We start from the raw sequence: 13,111 nt of genomic DNA on the forward strand, positions 1-13,111 counted from the left end.
CGAGCATTACCACTCAGAGGGAGGTAAACGTAATGAATATCTTGGTTGTGTTGAAGCAAACGTTTGACACGGAAGAAAAAATCGTCATCCAAAACGGAAAAATTTCCGAAGATGGTGTAGAGTTTATTATCAATCCGTACGATGAGTACGCGGTGGAAGAAGCGATCAAACTGAAAGAAGAGCATGGCGGCGAAGTAACCGTCATCAGCATTGGTCCTGACCGTGCTGAAACAGCCCTTCGCACTGCTTTGGCAATGGGCGCTGACAAAGCTGTTCTGGTGGATGATGAGGAATTGTTTGGTGACGAATTCACGACTGCCAAAGTTCTGGCAGCAGTCGCGAAAAAAGTCGGCTTTGACATCATCATCGGCGGTCAAATGGCAGTCGATTCTGGCGCTGGCCAAGGTGGTCCTCGTCTCGCAGAAGAGCTGGGCATCAACCACGTTTCTACCGTTGTGAAGCTGGAGCTGAACGGCACAGCAGTTCGCGTAGAACGCGATGTAGAGGGTGACCTCGAAGTCGTAGAAACGAGCCTGCCTGTATTGATCACAGCACAACAAGGTCTGAATGAACCGCGTTATCCTTCCCTACCTGGGATTATGAAAGCGAAGAAAAAGCCTTTGGATCGTCTCTCTGCAGATGATTTGGGTCTCTCTATAGAAGATGTAAAAGCAAAAACCGAAATCGTCGATCAATCGCTGCCGCCGAAAAAACAGGCGGGCCGTATTCTCTCCGGTGATCTGGCGGCTCAAGCGTCTGAACTGGTGCAATTGTTGCGCAACGAAGCGAAAGTGATCTAAGCGAGGAGGAGAGGATATCCATGAAAAAAGTACTGGTATTAGCAGAAGTTCGTGACGGACAACTTCGCAATGTGTCGTTGGAAGCATTGGCTGCAGCACAGACATTGGCAGAAGGTGGAGAAGTGACAGCAGCTGTATTCGGTTCAAACGCAGCAGAACTCGCAGTGACTCTCGGACATCATGGAGCGAGCACGGTTTACGCCGCTGATCACAGCGCTCTTTCTCAATATACCCCAGATGCTTACGCGCAAGCTTTGACCCAACTGATTGAACTGGCGAATCCAGATGCAGTCGTTCTCGGTCACACAGCGATCGGTCGCGATGTGGCACCACGCGTAGCGGCACGTCTCGGGTTTGGTCTAGTTTCTGATGTAACAAGTCTGGAAGCGGGGCCAGTATTCGTGCGTCCGATCTATGCAGGAAAAGCTTTTCAGCAACGTAAATTTGTTGATGGAAAAATCTTCGTTACTATACGGACAAACAATATCGCGGTTGGAACGGAAGATGCTTCCAAAACAGCAACCGTGGTACCCGTTGAATTGGAAATCAAAGACCTGCGTTCCATCGTGAAGGAAGTCGTCCGCAAAACCAGTGGCAAAGTGGATCTGTCCGAGGCGAAAGTCATCATTTCGGGCGGCCGTGGCGTCAAGAGCGCAGAAGGCTTCAACACGCTAAATGAACTGGCAGAAGTCCTGGGCGCTGCTGTGGGTGCATCCCGTGGCGCGTGCGATGCAGACTATTGCGATTACTCCATGCAAATCGGGCAAACCGGTAAGGTAGTTACACCTGATCTGTACATCGCGTGCGGCATTTCCGGAGCGATTCAGCACTTGGCTGGGATGTCCAGTTCCAAGGTCATCGTGGCGATCAACAAAGATCCAGAAGCACCAATTTTCCAAGTAGCTGATTACGGCATTGTCGGGGACTTGTTTGAAGTGGTTCCTCTTCTGACTGCTGAATTCAAAAAAGTGTTGGTGTAGAACCAACTATGGTTCATGCAGAAAGCGTCCTTTATTTGGGACGCTTTTTTTGCACGAGCTCCGCCAAGTGCTTGGTGCCACCAAGTTTTCTAAGCTGTCAAGTACGATAGACTGGATCGCCAGACGAAATAAGGCGGCATAAGACTGGATAGACTAAGCGTGAAGTGCGCACAAAGTGCTATGCGCCGTAGTCATTTTCAGTATGGGATGATATACTGATGCGTGTGGAACCTTTTCCCTTAATTGAATTCAAGGAGGTAACTTCTCATGGCAATTGTAAATGGTACTGACCAAAACTTTTCCCAGGAAGTAGAGCAAGGCGGTACAGTCCTGGTTGACTTCTGGGCTCCATGGTGCGGCCCTTGCAAAATGATCGCTCCAGTATTGGAACAAATCGATAGCGAAGTGGGCTCCCAGCTCAAAATCGTGAAAGTAAACGTGGATGACAACCCAGGTTCTGCTGGACGTTTCGGCGTTATGTCCATCCCTACTCTGATCGTTTTCAAAGACGGTCAGCCAGTTGATAAAGTAATCGGCTTCCAACCAAAAGAAGCTCTGATGGCAACTGTTGGCAAACACCTGTAAGAAAATAAAGGCAACAAATAAGAAACGACATCTACTCGTAGGTGTCGTTTTTTAATGCTGTTAAACTGTTAATGATTTCCTTTCGATGATAAAGGAAAAAGAAAATTGTCACATGATTGATTCAGGGCTGATAGGGCAAGGATTGCAGAAATTTCAACAAGATCAGACAAATTCTGAACGATCGTTTGTCAAAAAACAAAGTTTAAAGGGAGAAAATTGTTTGCGTTTTCGTAATACATTGATTAAAATTCTTATATTCAATTTTTTTAGAAAGATTTATAAAAATTAAGGGAGGATTTTCAATGAAAGGGTTCAGTTTAGTAAAGTCACTGGCAACAATTTCATTAGGTGCCGTTTTGATGGTAGGTTGTTCCAGCGGGAATAACGCAGCACCAGCAGCAAATGGAGGCGGATCGACTCCAGCACCGGCACCTGCAGCAGAAGCAAGCGGTGGAGAAATCAATGCCAAGATCGGTGTGGTTGGATTCCTGTCCGGTTCTGGTGCAGCGTATGGTGAAGCACAAAAAGCAGGCTTGGAACTGGCTCTGGGTGAGCTGAACGAAGCAAACAAAGGCAAACTCAAGATGGAATTGAAGTTTGAAGATTCTGGCGGAGAAAAAGAGGGTGCGATTAACGCTGTAAATAAACTGATAAATCAGGATAATGTGGTAGCGATTATCGGACCAACGCTTTCCGGTGAGATGTTTGCTGCAGGTCCAGTTGCAAACGATGCTGAAGTTCCAATTTTCGGAATTTCTAACACTTCTGAAGGTATCAACGACATCGGGGAATACGTATTCCGCAACTCTCTTCCTGAATCCATCGCGATCCCTACTGCGATGAAAGCGGCTGTTGAGAAGAAAGGTCTGAAAAAGGTTGCTCTGATCTATGCATCCAACGATGACTTCTCCGTAAACGGCTACAAAGTGATGAAGGCAACTGCAGAAAAAATGGGTCTGGAAATCACGGGCGAAGCAACTTTTTCCAATGGCGATGTTGACTTCTCCGCTCAGCTGACCAAGCTGAAGCAAACAAACCCAGATGGTCTTTTGGTTTCCGCTCTGTACAAAGAGGGCTCCATGGTTGTGAAAAAAGCTCGTGAACTGGGCATTACAGCAACGATCCTTGGCGGTAACGGCTTCAACAACCCGAAAGTATTTGAAATCGCTGGTCCTGCAGCGGATGGTCTGATCGTGGCAACTCCTTTCAGCCCTGAAAAACAAGACGACAAAGTACAAGCTTTCGTAAAAGCGTTCGAAGCGAAATACAACAAAAAGCCTGACCAATTTGCAGCTCAAGCGTATGACTCTCTCTACATCATGTCCCAATCTCTGTTGGGCGCTGGCAAAGCGGAGCGTGAAGAACTACGCGGTCAACTCGCACAGCTGAAAGACTTCAACGGTGTATCGGGTAAACTCTCCTTTGACGAGAAACGTAACCCAATCGGCGATGCAGTAGTAGTCGTAGCAAAAGACGGTAAATTTGTTCCATTTGAATAGGGAAGGCTGCCCGGGGACTCCCGGGCTCTTCTTTCAAAGAGAATGGGATATAAAAAAGTACGTCATCGAGAAACGCATGTCCTGAATGCTAGAAAGGGCTCCGTCTATTATGACGGAGCCAAGTTTTCTAACTGGATCAGAAAGTATAAACGCCGATCTTTCGCTTGCTGATCCAGCGAGAATAACTTTCCGTAATGATGCGGTCTTCATAGATCATGAGGAGTGCGACTCGATAATCATGTAACCACTTTACAGTGAGGTGAGTCAGTTTGTTTTGGCAGCAGTTAGTCAATGGCTTGACAGTAGGTAGCACTTATTCGTTGATTGCACTGGGCTATACGCTCATTTTCGGGGTCTTGGGCATCATTAATATGGCGCATGGGCAGATCTTTATTTTTGGCTCGCTGGTCGGACTCGTCTTGATGACGAGCATGCAGATGCCGCTGGGAGTTGCTCTCGTTGCGTCCATCATCATCTCTGCGCTTTTGGGACTTGTTTTGGAATATGCGGCATTGCGTCCCTTGCGCAAAAAGAATGTTCCTCACTTGGCATCGTTGATCAGTACGATCGGTTTTGCGATTCTCATGGAAGAGGCGATGCACAAATTGTTCGGTGCGGACTCGCGTGCTTTTCCACAATCTTTTGGGGACAAGCCTTTTGATTTGGGTGTCATTCAAATACGAAGTGTAGATCTTGTTATTCTAGGAATTTCACTGGTCCTGATGTTTGTGCTCCACTTCTGGATTCAAAAAACAAAAATGGGTAAAGCGATTCGTGCCACGTCGGAAAATACGGATACCGCCAACATCCTGGGAATTAATACGAATATGGTCATCATCATTACTGTTATGCTGGCGTCCGCCCTCGGAGGTATCGCAGGGATCCTGATTGGAATGGCTTACTCCGCGCTGATTCCGACCATGGGGATGACCCTCGGATTCAAAGGCTTGGCCGTATTGATTCTGGGTGGTGTCGGTAGTATTCCAGGTGCCATGGTGTGTGGGGTATTGCTCGGAATTATCGAGGTCTTTACCGTTGCCTATGGTGATTCATCCTATCGGGATGCAGTCGCGTTCGGCTTGATTATCGTGATTTTGTTGCTGAAACCGGAAGGACTATTTGGACGCAAAGCGTAAGGAGGTGCAAACCATGGATATCTTAAATCCCTATAATTTACAAGTACTCACGTTTATCTTATTAAACAGTATTTTGGCCATTAGTATCTATATCACGCTGTCGACAGGTCAGCTTTCACTGGGACATGCCGGCTTTATGAGCATTGGTGCTTTTACCGCAAGTATCTTGACCAAGCAAGCAGACATGCCATTGTTTATCGCGATCATCATCGGTGGACTGGCTGCAGGGTTAATCGCGCTCTTGATCGGTGCACCTACGCTCAAGCTGCACGGCTTGTATTTGGCGATTGCGACACTCGGTTTCGGTGAGGTTATCCGCGTAATCTTCCTGAACATGAAGGTTACAAACGGTGCCCTGGGTCTTACAGGCTTGCAGTCGATCGGGAATTATCTCTACGATTTTGAGAAAGCGATCGGATTGAAGGCGCAAACGCTTGGCATCTCTGTCATGCAGATGAAGTCATTGTCTACCTTCCTGTTCATGGTGCTTTTGTTTGCTGTCATTCTGTTCCTTACCTTGCGTCTGAACCGCTCGCGATTGGGTCGAGCGTTTGAAGCGATCAAAGCAGATGAGACTGCTGCCCGTGCGATGGGTCTGCAGGTGGCTTACTACAAAATGCTCGCCTTTATCATCGGGTCAGTACTGGCAGGGGTATGTGGTGGCTTGTTTGCACATATCACTACGACCATTACGCCAGACGATTTTAACTACCACAAAGTCGTAGAGATTTTGTCCTATGCGGTTATTGGGGGAAGCGAAGTCGTGTGGGGACCTCTGTTTGGTGCCTTGGTGTTGACTGCGCTGCCAGAAGTGCTGCGTGGATTGGCTGAGTACAAAATGCTCATGTACGGATTGATTATGGTGGGTGTCATGGCATTCCGTCCACATGGGTTGATTGGAACGGATACATTCCAAAAGCTTTTCCGTCGCCGCAAAGGCAAAACGGGAAATGAAGCGAAGGAGGGAATGTAACGTGCTATTGGAACTGAAGAACGTAGGGAAAAGCTTCGGTGGGATTACAGCCTTGCGGGACGTCTCCTTCGGTGTGCAGGAAGGCGAAATTGTCGGCTTGATTGGGCCGAATGGTGCAGGGAAAACAACGATTTTTAACATGGCGACAGGGATCTTCGCGCCTACGACAGGCACCTTCTCTTTTGGTGGGCAGCAGCTAAATGGGGTTGCACCCAACAAGATTACGGAGATGGGAATCGCGAGGACGTTTCAAAATATCCGCCTCTTTGGACATATGAGTGCACTCGACAACGTCAAGATCGGCTGCCATTCCCGGATGAAGGCAGGCTTTTGGGCAGCGCTCTTAAAAACTCCAGCGCAGCGTGCGGAAGAGCGTGACGTGGAGAAAAAGGCAGAGGCACTGCTCGAGTTCGTTGGTTTGTCTGATGTCCGTGACGTGCGCTCTGATACGCTGGCATACGGTCAACAGCGTCGACTGGAAATCGCTCGGGCGCTGGCTACTGAGCCGAAGCTGCTGCTGCTCGATGAGCCGGCGGCGGGGATGATCGAGAGTGAAACGAAGTCTTTGATGGAACTAGTTCGTAAAATTCGTGACGATGGTATCACCGTACTCTTGGTTGAACACGATATGGGTCTGGTCATGAACCTTTGTGATAAAGTCGTTTGCATTAACTTTGGCGTCAAGATCGCTGATGGTACGCCAGCAGAGGTGCAAACCAATCAGGACGTAATTGAAGCCTACCTCGGCAAGGAGGAGGAATAAAGCATGCTGAGTATTCAAAACCTGACGACTTCCTACGGGCAGATCAAAGCGATCCGAGGAATTTCTCTGGAAGTGCCAGAGGGCAAAATCGTCTCTCTGATCGGAGCAAATGGTGCGGGCAAGACGACCACCATGCGGACGATCGCTGGTCAGCTGAAGCCGGAGAGCGGGAGCATCGTTTTCCGTGGTCAGCGCATTGACGGATCAAGGCCGCATCAGATCGTAAAAACCGGACTGGCACTCGTACCTGAGGGTCGTGCCATTCTCGGGAAAATGACAGTGCTGGAGAATCTGGAAATGGGTGCTTTTCAGCGCAATGACACGCAAGGCATCAAAGATGATATGGAAAAAATGATGGGTTGGTTTCCTATCTTAAAGGAACGTTTGACGCAGCTTGGCGGAACGATGTCAGGGGGACAACAGCAGATGTTGGCGATCGCTCGCGCATTGATGTCCCGTCCGAAGCTGCTCTTGCTGGACGAGCCTTCCATGGGCTTGGCGCCAATCGTTGTATCCGATATTTTTAAAGTTATCAAGCAGATCAATGCGGAAGGTACGACTGTCCTGATTGTCGAGCAAAACGTCAAGCAAGCATTGAAAATTGCTGATTACGGATACGTACTGGAAGCAGGTCAAATCGTACTCGATGGCACCGCTGAATCGCTCTTGAACGATGAGCGCGTCAAAGAGGCGTATTTAGGTGGCCGCAAGCATTAAGAGAATCACGAAGAAAGAAACTGTCGCAGGTACCAATGGGCGGCAGTTTTTTTCGTTTCCGATCCGTGGTAACATGGAGAAGGAACGTATATTCTTATGGAGATAGGTAGTAGGAAGGGTGCTAACATTCCCATGGCAGATAAAATGTCCCGTGAGCAAAAAGAATTTCTTACCCATCAAGTCCAGCGTTTTTTTCACGAGCAGCGTGGAGAGGATCTGGGGAACCTGGAGACGGAAGAGATGATTGATTTCTTTTGGAAGCAATTAGGGCCCATTCTCTATAATCAGGGTGTGCAGGATTGCCGGAAACTGATGCTCGAAAGATTTGCTTCCTTAGAAGACGAGCTATACGTGTTGGAAAAGCCCACAGCTACTGGTCGATAAATGAAATGGGTACGATAATGAACGGCAAAAGGAGGGAGCAGCACTGAACAGCTCCTTGAAAGATAAACTGGCTGTATTGCCTGAGAAGCCAGGCTGCTACCTGATGAAAAACAAGAACGGGGAAATCATCTACGTGGGGAAGGCAAAAGTGCTGAAAAACCGCGTCCGTTCTTATTTCACCGGCAGCCACAACGGGAAGACACAGCTGTTGGTCAGTGAGATTGTCGATTTTGAATATATCGTCGTCTCCTCCGCGATTGAAGCATTGGTCCTGGAGTGCAACCTGATTAAGCAGCACAACCCACGATACAATGTCATGCTGCGGGATGACAAAACGTATCCTTACATCAAGATTACGAATGAACAGCAACCTCGTCTGGAAATCACGCGCAAGGTCATCAAGGACAAAGCGCGCTATTTTGGTCCGTATCCAAACGCCGGGGCAGCATCGGAAGTGAAAAAGCTTCTGGATCGGCTGTACCCACTGCGTAAGTGCCGCACGATGCCCAAGCAGGTGTGTTTGTACTATCACATGGGTCAATGTCTGGCGCCCTGTGTACAAGATGTCTCTGCTGTGGAGAATCAACGGCTTGTCGAGGAAATCAGCAAGTTTCTCGACGGTGGCCACGAGGAAATGAAGCAGCAGCTGACGGAAAAAATGATGCATGCTGCTGAGAGCATGGAATTCGAGCGTGCCAAAGAGTACCGTGATCAAATCAAAAATATCGAAGCGGTCATGGAGAAGCAAAAAGTAACGCTGACCGATACGGTAGACAGAGACATCATCGGCTATGCCGTGGAAAAGGGCTGGATGTGCGTTCAAGTGTTTTACATGCGCCAAGGCAAAATGATCGAGCGAGATACAACTTCGTTTCCTTATTATGGAGACGAAGAAGAGGATTTCATGTCGTACGTGAGTCAGTTCTACTATGACAAGCAGAATGCGTTGCCCAAGGAAATCCTACTACCGGAGCAGAGCGATCCCGATTTGCTGGGAGAATGGCTGGGAATCAAAGTACATTCTCCGAAACGGAGTAAAAAGCGTGAGCTCGTCCAAATGGCATCGGAGAACGCTAGAATCGCCCTGCAGGAGAAGTTTGCTCTGATGTCCAAGGATGACGCCCGCACGATTCAGGCTGTCCATAACCTGGGCCATATTCTCGGGATTGGCACACCTAATCGGATCGAAGCGTTTGACAACTCGAATATTCAGGGAACAGAGCCCGTGTCGGCGATGATCGTCTTTACAGATGGCCGTCCAGATAAAAAGGAATACCGCAAATTTAAAATCAAGACCGTAGAAGGGCCGGATGATTACGGCTCCATGCGAGAAGTCATCCGTCGTCGCTATTCGCGTTTGTTAAAAGAGAGTGGCTCCATGCCTGACCTGATTGTCATCGACGGCGGCAAAGGTCAAATCAGCGCGGCTATGGACGTCCTGGAGAACGAGCTGGGCCTCTACATCCCTGTCTGCGGTCTCGCCAAAGACGATAAGCACAAGACGGCTCAGCTGATGTTTGGCGACCCACCAGAGCCTGTGGAGCTGAAGCGGGACAGCTATGAATTCTATCTGCTCCAACGTGTCCAGGACGAAGTTCACCGGTTTGCGATTACGTTTCACCGTCAGTCACGCACGAAAACGATGCTCTCCTCCCAGCTCGATGAGATTCCTGGCATCGGAGAAAAGCGTCGCAAGCTGTTGTTTACGCACTTTGGCTCCTTGAAAAAAATGCGGGAAGCGACGGTGGAAGATTTCCGGCAGCTGGGGATCGGAGACAAGCTGGCCAAAGAAATTATTACCCATTTGCACAAGCTTGAATCCTGACAACTTGGCAAAAAGGAATTGAACCTCTCCCCGCTCCGTGATATAATGCCTTTCAAACAGAATAGTTAGCCTCACTTCCATTATGGAGTGAGGTAGAGGCGCGAAAACCAAGAGTACCTCCCTGAGATCGGGAATCTATGAAGGGTATGGGAAAGGGGAATTCGCCGAAGTGTGAAGAAAGACCCGATTTTCTTCATGCTGGGTCTGCGTTGAACAAACGCAGGACTGTCATCTCGGCAATCACCAGTTGCTAGATGGAGTGCTATCTCACGGTGTGTCAGTGTGAGTCATGACGGATGGTTTTGTCATGCTGTGCGCTGGCCGCGTGTATTGGAAGGGAGGAACCGGGATGTCGAAACAATAGGCAGCGGCAGGTACTATTCCTAGTCGGTGCCTTTTCTTATACAGATAGGAATTTATAAGAATCCTATCCAGTACAAGTGCAACATAGCGAGACTTCGAACGAAGTGAGAGAAAGCGAGACTTGTGCCCTTTGGGTACTAAGGCTCCGCCAAAAAGCCTGGCGTAGCCAAGTTTTCTAGTAGCGTGAATGATTACGGTATGAACATAGAGAAAAAAGAAAACCATACGAGTATAGGATAAAACCACCAATGAATGGGATAACAGGAAAAGGGAGAGAAGCCTCATGGGGTTGATCGTGCAGAAATACGGAGGAACCTCCGTTGGTACCATTGAGCGAATTTTGCGAGTTGCGGACCGAATTATCAGCTACAAAGAAGAAGGACATGATGTAGTCGTCGTCGTATCTGCTATGGGCAAGTCTACAGATGTGTTGGTAGACATGGCAAAGCAGATTACGGCCTACCCATCGGAGCGGGAAATGGATATGCTGCTGACCACGGGGGAGCAGGTATCAATCGCGCTTTTGTCGATGGCATTGCATACAAAAGGCTACGACGCGATTTCGTTGACAGGCTGGCAAGCAGGGGTGACGACGGAAGCCATCCACGGTAGAGCACGGATACAACAGATTAATCCTGAGCGCATTCAATCGGAGCTGGGACGCGGTCGAGTGGTCATCGTTGCAGGCTTCCAAGGCATCAGCGATGAAGGGGAAATTACTACGCTGGGACGTGGTGGTTCGGATACGTCGGCAGTAGCGTTGGCAGCGAGCCTGAATGCAGAGAAATGCGAGATCTTCACGGATGTGTCCGGTGTCTATACCGCTGACCCGCGGGTCGTTCCGGCTGCAAGCAAGCTGGACAGCATTTCCTATGATGAGATGTTGGAGCTGGCGAATCTTGGAGCAGGAGTCCTGCATCCACGATCGGTAGAAGCCGCAAAAAAATATAAGGTACGGCTGGTAGTCCGCTCCAGCTTTACTGCTGAAGATGGTACGTACGTAGAGGAGGTTGCCAATATGGAAACAGGAAGAGTGGTTAGTGGAGTCGCGCATGATGAAGATGTATCCAAAGTAACGGTAGTCGGGATGCCTGCAAAAGTAGGGACGCTCTCTCGCCTTTTCAATACACTGGCTGATAACCAGGTCAATGTGGACATTATCATTCAGAGCTCTTATGATGCAGCGGTGACCAACATTTCTTTTACCGTGGCATCCGATGATCTGAAAAAGGCTCTGGACACCCTTGCGGCTCATCAGGAAACACTAGGTTTTGAGAAAGTTGATTACGAAGAAGGCTTGACCAAAGTATCGATTGTCGGCTCTGGCATGGTTAACAATCCAGGCGTCGCGGCAGAAATGTTCCGCGTTTTGGCTGAACAAGAAATTTCTATTAAAATGGTATCTACTTCGGATATCAAGGTTTCTTGCGTGATTCCGGCCCATTTGTCGGAACTGGCTGTTCGTAGCTTGCATACAGCGTATGGGCTAGATGTAGCAGAAACCGCGGTTGTACATGGATTGTAGGTAGATAGACTCGGTTTGTTTATTATTCAACCACTCCCCTCTTCCCTATTGAGGAAGAGGGGTTCTCCATGTTTGCTACGTCCAGTCAGGTCAGAATTTAATGACTAGCGACAATACGAATGTCACTTTTCCCTTCCATCAAGAGCTGAGCGGTCGTTTCCTTTCCTCTCCACCGCTCAATAGCGCCAGCGATGATCCCACACTCTAAAGAGAGTGCGCGACTGAGCCTTTGATCGGTCATGTAGGAAAAGATGGCATGAGAGAGTTTATACTGAATCTGTAGCTCCGATTCTTCCATGAGGTCCAATTGTCCGAGACCGAGTCGCATAAATGGCAAGACAATTCCTGCAGAGGACTGGATCGGAATCTTTACTCCGATGTCTTTTCCAAGCCAATAGAGGATAGGACTTTCACTATCACCGAGCAAGGTGTTCGTTAGTGTTTCTCGAAATAGATGATAGCCGAGATAGGGCATGTTCATCCGTTCCGCATAGGCAATAGACTCCTGAGGCAGCAAGGCGGACAGTTGATCCGTCTCTTTCATTGTGTTCCCCTCCTGTCTGTACTAGATTATGTGGAAGAGTTTGAGTTTATGACAGAATAGTAGGAAAATATCGCCTATATGAAAGTTTGATCTATCAATGGATTTAGTCTATTCACTGTCTTGACGCTCCCCGAGTACAGGAGTACAATTGTTTTGGTCAAAGTTTTGCCCGACTTTTTTTCGTGTTCTGACACATTTCGACGCTTATAGACATTTTGGTGGAGAGAATCATGCAATGTCTAATGGATGATGCAATGGGTTAGGATATGGGGGAAAGGTCTATCAAAACGGTCACGACCGTTTTGACGACCGCTAGCGGTCACATCAAATTTTCATGAAAAACGTCTAGACGTTTTTCACAGAAACGAGAGTTACATACATTGAAAGGGGGACCATAGTATGGCGAAAGGCAATAGCTTTCTCAGTCACAAGCTACACTCACTTCTTGGGTTGTTTCCAATCGGGCTGTTTCTGCTGTTCCACTTAACAGCAAACTATCAAGCAACCCGCGGAGCGGAAGCCTTCAACACTACGGTCGGCGCAATTGAATCCGTTCCTATTCTACTAGTAGTTGAATTCGTTTTCATCTACATCCCGATCCTGTTTCACGCGATTTATGGTATCTACATTGCTTTCCAGGCAAAGCAAAATGTAGGGAACTTCGGCTACTTCCGGAACCAAATGTTCCTGTGGCAACGGGTAACAGGTATCATTACGCTCATTTTCATTGTTTGGCACGTATGGGAAACCCGCATTGCAAAAGCAATGGGAGCAACTGTGGACTTCGATATGATGGCGAACATCTTCAGTAGCCCAGCGATGATCGTGTTCTATGCGATCGGTATCATCAGCACTGTTTTCCACTTCTCTAACGGACTCTGGTCGTTCCTGGTTCACTGGGGTATTACGGTCGGACCACGTTCCCAACGTATTGCTACTTACTTCACATTGATCGTTTTCGTAGTTGTTACTTACATCGGCTTGCGTGCGATGTCAGCTTTCATTGTATAGGGATAG

General features: G+C 48.3%; 13 protein-coding genes and 1 riboswitch. Of the genes, 12 read left to right on the plus strand and 1 reads right to left on the minus strand.

Going from position 1 to position 13,111, the window contains the following annotated elements; genetic code table 11:
- Positions 1–32: 32 nt before the first annotated feature.
- From AN963_RS02390 to AN963_RS02440, 11 genes are all read left to right on the plus strand, one after another.
- Positions 33–800 (plus strand): electron transfer flavoprotein subunit beta/FixA family protein, encoded by a 768-nt coding sequence (locus AN963_RS02390; RefSeq protein ID WP_055742966.1) that lies wholly within the window; start codon positions 33–35, stop codon positions 798–800.
- Between the two features lie 20 nt (positions 801–820).
- On the plus strand, positions 821–1,780 hold the full coding sequence (locus AN963_RS02395) for an electron transfer flavoprotein subunit alpha/FixB family protein (protein WP_055742967.1): 960 nt from the start codon (positions 821–823) through the stop codon (positions 1,778–1,780).
- Positions 1,781–2,047: 267 nt separating this feature from the next.
- Entirely contained in the window at positions 2,048–2,365 is a 318-nt protein-coding gene (gene trxA / locus AN963_RS02400) for a thioredoxin (RefSeq protein WP_055742968.1), read from the plus strand.
- 302 nt (positions 2,366–2,667) lie between these two features.
- Positions 2,668–3,864 carry an ABC transporter substrate-binding protein gene (locus tag AN963_RS02405; protein WP_055742969.1) on the plus strand — a complete coding sequence of 399 codons (1,197 nt, stop codon included), beginning with the start codon at positions 2,668–2,670 and terminating at the stop codon, positions 3,862–3,864.
- Between the two features lie 269 nt (positions 3,865–4,133).
- Positions 4,134–5,000, plus strand: a complete 867-nt coding sequence (locus tag AN963_RS02410) for a branched-chain amino acid ABC transporter permease (protein ID WP_055742970.1) — start codon at positions 4,134–4,136, stop codon at positions 4,998–5,000.
- 13 nt (positions 5,001–5,013) lie between these two features.
- Positions 5,014–5,973: a branched-chain amino acid ABC transporter permease gene (locus tag AN963_RS02415; protein ID WP_055742971.1), complete on the plus strand. Its 960-nt coding sequence runs from the start codon at positions 5,014–5,016 to the stop codon at positions 5,971–5,973.
- Between the two features lies 1 nt (position 5,974).
- Positions 5,975–6,736, plus strand: coding sequence for an ABC transporter ATP-binding protein (locus AN963_RS02420; protein ID WP_055742972.1), 762 nt, complete (start codon positions 5,975–5,977; stop codon positions 6,734–6,736).
- Positions 6,737–6,739: 3 nt separating this feature from the next.
- The gene (locus AN963_RS02425) at positions 6,740–7,453 is read left to right on the plus strand and encodes an ABC transporter ATP-binding protein (RefSeq protein WP_055742973.1); all 714 of its coding nucleotides are present in this window, start codon (positions 6,740–6,742) and stop codon (positions 7,451–7,453) included.
- A 132-nt stretch (positions 7,454–7,585) separates the two neighbouring features.
- A complete protein-coding gene (locus AN963_RS02430; protein WP_055742974.1) occupies positions 7,586–7,837 on the plus strand; it encodes a DUF2164 domain-containing protein in 252 nt (83 codons plus the stop codon).
- Between the two features lie 43 nt (positions 7,838–7,880).
- Complete coding sequence (gene uvrC, locus AN963_RS02435) at positions 7,881–9,662, plus strand: excinuclease ABC subunit UvrC (protein ID WP_055742975.1); 1,782 nt, start codon at positions 7,881–7,883, stop codon at positions 9,660–9,662.
- Between the two features lie 85 nt (positions 9,663–9,747).
- Positions 9,748–9,935: riboswitch (Lysine riboswitch) on the plus strand.
- A gap of 373 nt (positions 9,936–10,308) precedes the next feature.
- The gene (locus AN963_RS02440) at positions 10,309–11,550 is read left to right on the plus strand and encodes an aspartate kinase (protein ID WP_055742976.1); all 1,242 of its coding nucleotides are present in this window, start codon (positions 10,309–10,311) and stop codon (positions 11,548–11,550) included.
- A 97-nt stretch (positions 11,551–11,647) separates the two neighbouring features.
- Here the strand turns inward: AN963_RS02440 and AN963_RS02445 are convergent, their stop codons facing one another.
- Entirely contained in the window at positions 11,648–12,094 is a 447-nt protein-coding gene (locus AN963_RS02445) for a DUF2507 domain-containing protein (protein WP_055742977.1), read from the minus strand.
- 399 nt (positions 12,095–12,493) lie between these two features.
- Here AN963_RS02445 and AN963_RS02450 point away from each other — a divergent pair, with 399 nt between their 5' ends.
- Complete coding sequence (locus AN963_RS02450) at positions 12,494–13,105, plus strand: succinate dehydrogenase cytochrome b558 subunit (protein WP_055742978.1); 612 nt, start codon at positions 12,494–12,496, stop codon at positions 13,103–13,105.
- Positions 13,106–13,111 lie beyond the last annotated feature (6 nt).

This window comes from Brevibacillus choshinensis, assembly GCF_001420695.1.
GTDB lineage: Bacteria > Bacillota > Bacilli > Brevibacillales > Brevibacillaceae > Brevibacillus > Brevibacillus choshinensis.

Coding starts and splice junctions, on each gene's coding strand:
- AN963_RS02390 (WP_055742966.1), top strand. CDS start 33: ATGAATATCTTGGTTGTGTTGAAGCAAACGTTTGACACGGAAGAAAAA.
- AN963_RS02395 (WP_055742967.1), top strand. CDS start 821: ATGAAAAAAGTACTGGTATTAGCAGAAGTTCGTGACGGACAACTTCGC.
- trxA (WP_055742968.1), top strand. CDS start 2,048: ATGGCAATTGTAAATGGTACTGACCAAAACTTTTCCCAGGAAGTAGAG.
- AN963_RS02405 (WP_055742969.1), top strand. CDS start 2,668: ATGAAAGGGTTCAGTTTAGTAAAGTCACTGGCAACAATTTCATTAGGT.
- AN963_RS02415 (WP_055742971.1), top strand. CDS start 5,014: ATGGATATCTTAAATCCCTATAATTTACAAGTACTCACGTTTATCTTA.
- AN963_RS02425 (WP_055742973.1), top strand. CDS start 6,740: ATGCTGAGTATTCAAAACCTGACGACTTCCTACGGGCAGATCAAAGCG.
- AN963_RS02430 (WP_055742974.1), top strand. CDS start 7,586: ATGGCAGATAAAATGTCCCGTGAGCAAAAAGAATTTCTTACCCATCAA.
- AN963_RS02440 (WP_055742976.1), top strand. CDS start 10,309: ATGGGGTTGATCGTGCAGAAATACGGAGGAACCTCCGTTGGTACCATT.
- AN963_RS02445 (WP_055742977.1), bottom strand. CDS start 12,094: ATGAAAGAGACGGATCAACTGTCCGCCTTGCTGCCTCAGGAGTCTATT.
- AN963_RS02450 (WP_055742978.1), top strand. CDS start 12,494: ATGGCGAAAGGCAATAGCTTTCTCAGTCACAAGCTACACTCACTTCTT.